This is a genomic window from Psittacicella melopsittaci (genome assembly GCF_003585925.1).
Taxonomy (GTDB): domain Bacteria; phylum Pseudomonadota; class Gammaproteobacteria; order Enterobacterales; family Psittacicellaceae; genus Psittacicella; species Psittacicella melopsittaci.
In genome coordinates, this window is the sequence record NZ_NRJH01000072.1 from 1 (window position 1) to 6252 (window position 6252).

The 6252-nt window shown below is 32.4% G+C and carries 6 protein-coding genes; all 6 read right to left on the minus strand.

Annotated features, from left to right (window positions below; all coding sequences use genetic code 11):
* Window positions 1-371: 371 nt before the first annotated feature.
* Entirely contained in the window at window positions 372-1391 is a 1020-nt protein-coding gene (locus CJP74_RS07575; RefSeq protein ID WP_345788755.1) for a restriction endonuclease subunit S, read from the minus strand.
* 300 nt (window positions 1392-1691) lie between these two features.
* Window positions 1692-2729, minus strand: coding sequence for a restriction endonuclease subunit S (locus CJP74_RS08155; protein ID WP_345788756.1), 1038 nt, complete (start codon window positions 2727-2729; stop codon window positions 1692-1694).
* Entirely contained in the window at window positions 2695-2859 is a 165-nt protein-coding gene (locus tag CJP74_RS08160) for a hypothetical protein (RefSeq protein ID WP_222987026.1), read from the minus strand. The genes CJP74_RS08155 and CJP74_RS08160 overlap by 35 nt, the downstream gene beginning before the upstream one ends.
* 318 nt (window positions 2860-3177) lie before the next feature.
* Entirely contained in the window at window positions 3178-3732 is a 555-nt protein-coding gene (locus CJP74_RS07590) for a cytochrome b (protein ID WP_119497881.1), read from the minus strand.
* Between the two features lie 939 nt (window positions 3733-4671).
* Entirely contained in the window at window positions 4672-5160 is a 489-nt protein-coding gene (locus CJP74_RS07595; RefSeq protein WP_119497883.1) for a cytochrome b, read from the minus strand.
* Window positions 5161-5236: 76 nt separating this feature from the next.
* Window positions 5237-5740 carry a cytochrome b gene (locus CJP74_RS07600; RefSeq protein ID WP_119497885.1) on the minus strand — a complete coding sequence of 168 codons (504 nt, stop codon included), beginning with the start codon at window positions 5738-5740 and terminating at the stop codon, window positions 5237-5239.
* Window positions 5741-6252: the final 512 nt, after the last annotated feature.

Consider the following 6252-nt stretch of genomic DNA (forward strand, 5'->3'; position numbering starts at 1 on the left):
ATAAGTATTCTTTAGAGTATCCAGAGACCCCATTATCTATATCTTCTAATGATTGGAACGGATATATATATAGGGGCTAAAATAGTGTTGGCTTTAGGTACTGTCAGCACCTGTCCTTGAGTAGGTTTTACGAAGAATTTCTTCATTTTTTCTATTACCCAAGGTCCACTATACCCAGTAAAACTAGGTAAAGTACCCTGTATAATCTGTTTTATCATGACTCTCGCTTAGGTTTATAGGTAAAATTTAATCCTTTTAAAAGCATTATACCTAAAACTGTTTCTTTATATGAAGAATCATTTTTTTTAAAAAGGGCTGTTATTATATAAAGTAGTCCTCGACACAAAATGTCGAGGACTTACTTATATACGTTAAATAAACATACGTTGTAAAATAGCTTGCTTCAAAGTTTTTTGCTGTTCTAAAACTCTTTCATAGGCAAAAATTAAATTATCAACATCTTTGAAAACATTACTTAATTTTTCTTGTTCTAAAACATCTTCTGGATGTTTTATAATAATTTGTTTAAAAGTTGCCATATTTACTTGAGGAATATCACTACTATTCTTATATCGATAAGCAACACGATTTAAAATTTCAGCCATAGCTCTGTTGCTACAACCTCGATGTGAAGTTACTATTCCACAAAGATCATTTGCATTAAATTTACCTTCCCTAAAAAACACTAATCCAGATTTTTGTCCTACAGTTACCCAAGTTATACAATCTTCATGGGTATAAGTATTTGTGTATCCACAAATTCCATTATTAGCTACTTGGGCTGAGTACACTGGATATTTGAGATCATCCGTCGGTTCTTTGCTTAAATCATCGATAGTATCTATCACACCTCTTTTAAAACTGTCAAAAATATCCTCTGTTTTACTCTCTATCCAAGGTGAAATAAACTCTGGAAATCTTAGTTCAGGTTGGATACCATTTTTTACAACTAGAAGCTTATAGACTAAAGACCGTTTTAATTCTTTTGTTTTAGATAATGCGTTTTGTAAACTAGTAATTTTATTGTCAACGTCTTTAAAGAAGTTACTTATTTTTTGTTGTTCAGCAAGTTCTGGTGGATAGTTGAAATCTATCTCAGCCATTACATTATTCATTAATTTCGGAATACCTGCAGTTGAGACATGCTTATATGATACTTTATTCAAAGCTAGTGCTATAGCTAAGTTTCCTAAACCTTTATGAGAAATAAGAACTCCATTTACATTTGTACTAAAGAATTTTCCTTCACGATAAGATACTGTACCAGCATTTGCTCCGTCTGTAGTCCATGTGATAGCATTCTCAAATAGATACTCTTTATAATAGCCTACTACTCCATTATTCACTGTCTGTGATGAATAAACAGGATATATATATAGGGGTAGGAACAGGACTCATCTTAGGTACAGCAAGTACTTGTCCACGAGTGATTTCATCGAAGACATTTTTAACTTTATCCCGTACCCAAGGAGTACTAAACCCAGGAAATCTGAGTGTTGGTCCCTGTATAATCTGTTTTGTCATGATTTTTTCTTAATTTTTGAAACTTTTGCTTTATTAAAGCAATTTTTATATTTAAACAATTGTAAATATTATAACCTAAAGAAAAAACTTTATTTTGAAAAGTGCCTCTATAAAATTCTATACATATTATTAAGTCCTCAACACTAAGTGTCGAGGACTTATTTAGTTTAAACAAACATACTCTGGAGAAGTGCTCTTTTTAGAATTTGATGATACTCAATCATATTCTTATATCTCAAAATTAACTGATCAACTTCCTTAAATAATTTACCTATTTTCCTTTGTTCTTCGTACTCTTTAGGTAGTCTTAAGGTAAATTTCTCAAACTGCGTCTTATTTACTATTTCTGTTATAGAAGAGTTTCCAGCATTCGCTAATCTTACTTTGTTTCTATTAAAGTGATGAAGTAAATAATAGCTATCAAATCCTTGCTTAGGAGTTAGTGAATTGATTTGTTGATTAAAAGCGGCTGGAGTTAGGTTTATGGTGTTTTTACCAATTGAAGCAATACATGTAATTAATAGTGAATTAGCAGGAACTTTTCTTGCTTTTTCCCAACCTAAAGAAGTTAACGTTCTTTCTGTTCTCTCAATCGTTGAAGAATTTATATCTGTTGGCGTAACCCAAATGTATTTAGTCTCATCAGTATTGCTACCCCAATATTCTTTGACTTTTGTTGAAGGGGTATTACCTGTTTTAACTTCACCTATCTCACTAACTGTTAGAGTATGATAATCTTCTTTGAAATCAGGAAATCTAAGCTTTGGTTGGGGGCTATTAGTAGTGTAAAGATTCCCTTGTAATGATATTCTTAAAGAATCTAGCTTATTAAGTTGCTGTTCAAAAGATAATATTTTTTCATCAAGTTCTATAAACAGTTTACTTATCTTTTGCTGTTCGGAAATTTCTAGAGGATAGTAAAATACTATCTCTTCCATTACATTATTCATTAATTTTGGTATAACAGCTTGTGCAACGTATCTATAGGCAACTCTATTTAGTGCCTCAGCTATAGCTTTATTACCAAAACCCTTGTGTGAAATTAATACTCCATTTACATTTGTACTGTAGAATTTACCAGAGCGGAATGTAACTCGCCCAGCGTATCCATCCGTAGTCCAAGTAATAGCGTCCTCAAACAAATACTCTTTATAGTAACCTATGATCCCATTATTTATAGTTTGTGATGAATAAACGGGATATATATATAGGGGTCTGAATTGGACTCATGTCGGCAACAGCTAGTACTTGCCCACGAGTAACTTCATCAAAGATATTTCCAACTTTATCCTTTACCCAAGGTGCACTAAACTCAGGAAATCTTAATTTGGGCACACATAATTTTTTACTAGTCATAATCTTTCTCTATATTTCTTACCAGATTTTCTTACTCTACCTGAAATAGACAAAATTTATCCCATATTTAGTCTTATTTACTTACTATTTTTCCTTTCTAGTTTATCTTTATATTTTGATTCTAGCTATTATTTTTTTCGTAATATTACCCAACCCCTACATTTTGCAATATTTTTCCATAAAAAAACCTCTCAACTTTCTCAAGTTAAGAGGTTTATCTGATTCATAGAACTACAAAAAAACTAATTGCTTTCAACTAAAAAAATTAGAGTGATTTTAAAAAACTATGTCTAGAAACTATTTGCTTTTTCTTCTAGGCATCATACGTAAAAGCATATTGTTTTTTCTCGCATAGTGATTAAATAGTACAAAGCCCGAGTGTACAGCAATTAAAGCTAAAGCTAAATAAGCGGTATTAACATGAATTGCATGCCACATCTGTGCCGAAGACATATCTACTTCACAACGTGCGGTAAAGGTTTTTACATAAAGGTCTAAAGTTGCACCTTTTTTACAACGATACAAGTATCCTGCTACAGGAATAATCCAGTAAACAAGAATTAAGAAAATTTTCACTACTGTTGCAGTCCAGTATTGCCAACCTGCAATAGGTGGAACTACATCAGGAATGTATTTTTGTAAAAGCTTTTGCACAACAAAGCGAATACAAGTAAAAACAAAAACTAAAGCTCCAAAGAAAAAGTGCAAGAGCCAGAAAAAGTGATCTACCCCAGGAAAGCTAACTAGAACATACTTAGCTAACCATACCCAAAGATAGGTACACATTACCAATACAAAAGTTATCCAGTGAATTTTTATCTGAATACTTGGATACTTATCTGTTTTTTGCATGGTGTCTTCCTATATAAAAAAGGCTGCTGTTAATTGCCAGCAGCTCATGAATCTCATGTGAATAATTATATGACAGGAAACAGCATATATAAAATATATACGCTTTAACAGGTATAAAGACTATACCTCTTAAAGAATATATAGAAAAACAGTAACCAATTACTCTTCCGTGAGGAACAGTAATTGGAAACTGACGAGTGTCATATTCGACTAGGTAATGTGTATCCCATTACCTGCACAAAGCCAAGATATACTATCCTCAATTGATACCTTGTCTGCAAAAACTTTGCTCCCCGCTAAAGTGTAATTTTTTTTAGTTCCTACTCTCAGTGAAAGTAAGCACTTGGGCAGAAAACCAACTCGATTATATTTTGTTTAAGAGCCTCCCCCTTAAAAATATTAGGCCTTAAAATAAGCACTAACTGCTCCTAAAGCTAAATAATCTAAGACGTTGGTTCGCTTTGCCCTTTCATTATATACCATTTATTTAGGGGGAAAGATAAATCAGCAAAAAATAAAAAAATTAATTTTTTCCCTAGTTTTCTTGAGAAAAAACTTAAGTAATAGTGATCCCTTATCAATACTTTTTGCCCTTGATTGCCAAGCCTATAAATTCGCTAAGTTCGTTATATTTTCGGAGCTAAAGGCACAGACAAAATCTTCAAAAAACTGAAGTTTCTTGAGAAAAATAATTTGTCTTATATCTCCCATTAACTTACTAGGTTACTAGGTTAATACCATTTTTTCGATCATTTTCTCACTGTGAAAAAATCAAGTTAATTAATTTTTCTTAACAAGAAAAAAGCGTAAAGTTCTTGCCCTACTTATAACTCCATGTTAAAAGAACGGAAGTTTTACTTACCTCTTCACAAATGATAACATTAAATTTTTTCAGGGATTTGAGAAAAATAAAAGCTCGCAAGCCTTGCTTGTGAGCTTTTAAAACATCCGGTTAAGTAAGTTATCCTTGCGAACTGTGTGGTGGTAAATAGCAGCTCCTGCATGCCCTGCTAGTAATAAAAGAGCAAGGTAAGCTAAACCTACATGCCATTGGCGTAAGCTTTCGCCGATAATATGGTTTTCGCTTACTAAATGTGCTGGTACAACCACCTGACCAAAGTAAACTAAATCCAAACCAAAATACATACGAAAAACTATGCCCAGAATAGGTACAACAATAAAGAGTAGTGCTAAAGCTATTTTAGTTGCCATGGCAGCATACTTTTCCCACTTATTTACTGATAAATCAGGAAAACGACGTCGCCACACATGCATGGTAACTAGTCGAATTACAGCTAGAACTAACACTAAACCACCTGCAAAACGATGCAGAGGTAAAGCTCTATACCAACCTGTATAGTAAACAAAGACCACTAAGAGAAAAATTAACCAGTGCAGAATAATATTGATACGATGATACTTTTGCATAGATACACTTTTTTCCTATGTTAAGTTTGCATTATAACAAAAAAGCTTCCCAAGCTGAGCTTGAGAAGCCTTTTTCTTAAAGAATACGTTTTAAAGTATTATCTTTAACTACATAGTGGTGGAATAGAGCTGCTGCTGAGTGTAAGCCAATTAAGCCTATACCAACCCAACCTAAATTAACGTGCCATGTACGTAAGAAAGAACCAATTTCAGGGTTTGGGGTAATAAAACCAGCAGGAATAATTTCCCACTCAAAAATCATAAAGTTACGTCCAAAGTAAAGACGGAACAGAATACCTGTTAATGGAATTAACACAAAAATTAGAGCTAAAAGAATTTTCACGATTTTAGCTACTAGCTTTTGTAAAGAATTAATCGGAGGAACAATAGCTGGTACTGCTTTAGCAAAAACATGCATAGTTACTAAACGTACTACTGCTAATACTAAAGTTAATGCTCCAAAGAAAAAGTGCCATGGATATAAACCAGTAAAAATAGTAACGTAAGATGCAACTACGGCAAAAAGAATTAGCCAGTGCAAGCTACGTGAAACTAGAGGATATTTTGCTGGGTTTGACATATAATTAAATTCTCCTTAAGAAAGACCTTGTTAGTCTAAGTGTGTTATTGCGTTGGGGTAAAAAACTCTGCCTTTTAAGCAGAAAAACTAGATAACTGTTGTCTTCATTGTTTTATAGCTATATAAGTGTATAGCTATATTCTTATTTTTCAAGACAATAAATGTATTTTTTTTAGAAAATAAAAAATAGTGCAGCTTTAGTTTTTGTGATCGCAAAAGCTAAACCTGCCCTATTTTAGGTTTTTTCTCTATTTGTAAAAAGAGAGAAAGAGAATAATTTAAGCTTTTCTTTGTGGTTATTTACTATGTGACTATATTATTATTTAACCAAAAGATCTCAAAGGAGACACCCTATAAGTAAATTAAAGGTTAGAACTTAAATTATTTTTCCTTTTCGTTGTAATATACGAGTTATTATACAAACATTTTTTTTATTTTCTAGCCTTTCAAGTCAAATCTTACTTAATCAACCCTAAATAAAAACGGATATAAATAACGACTTAAACAACTGA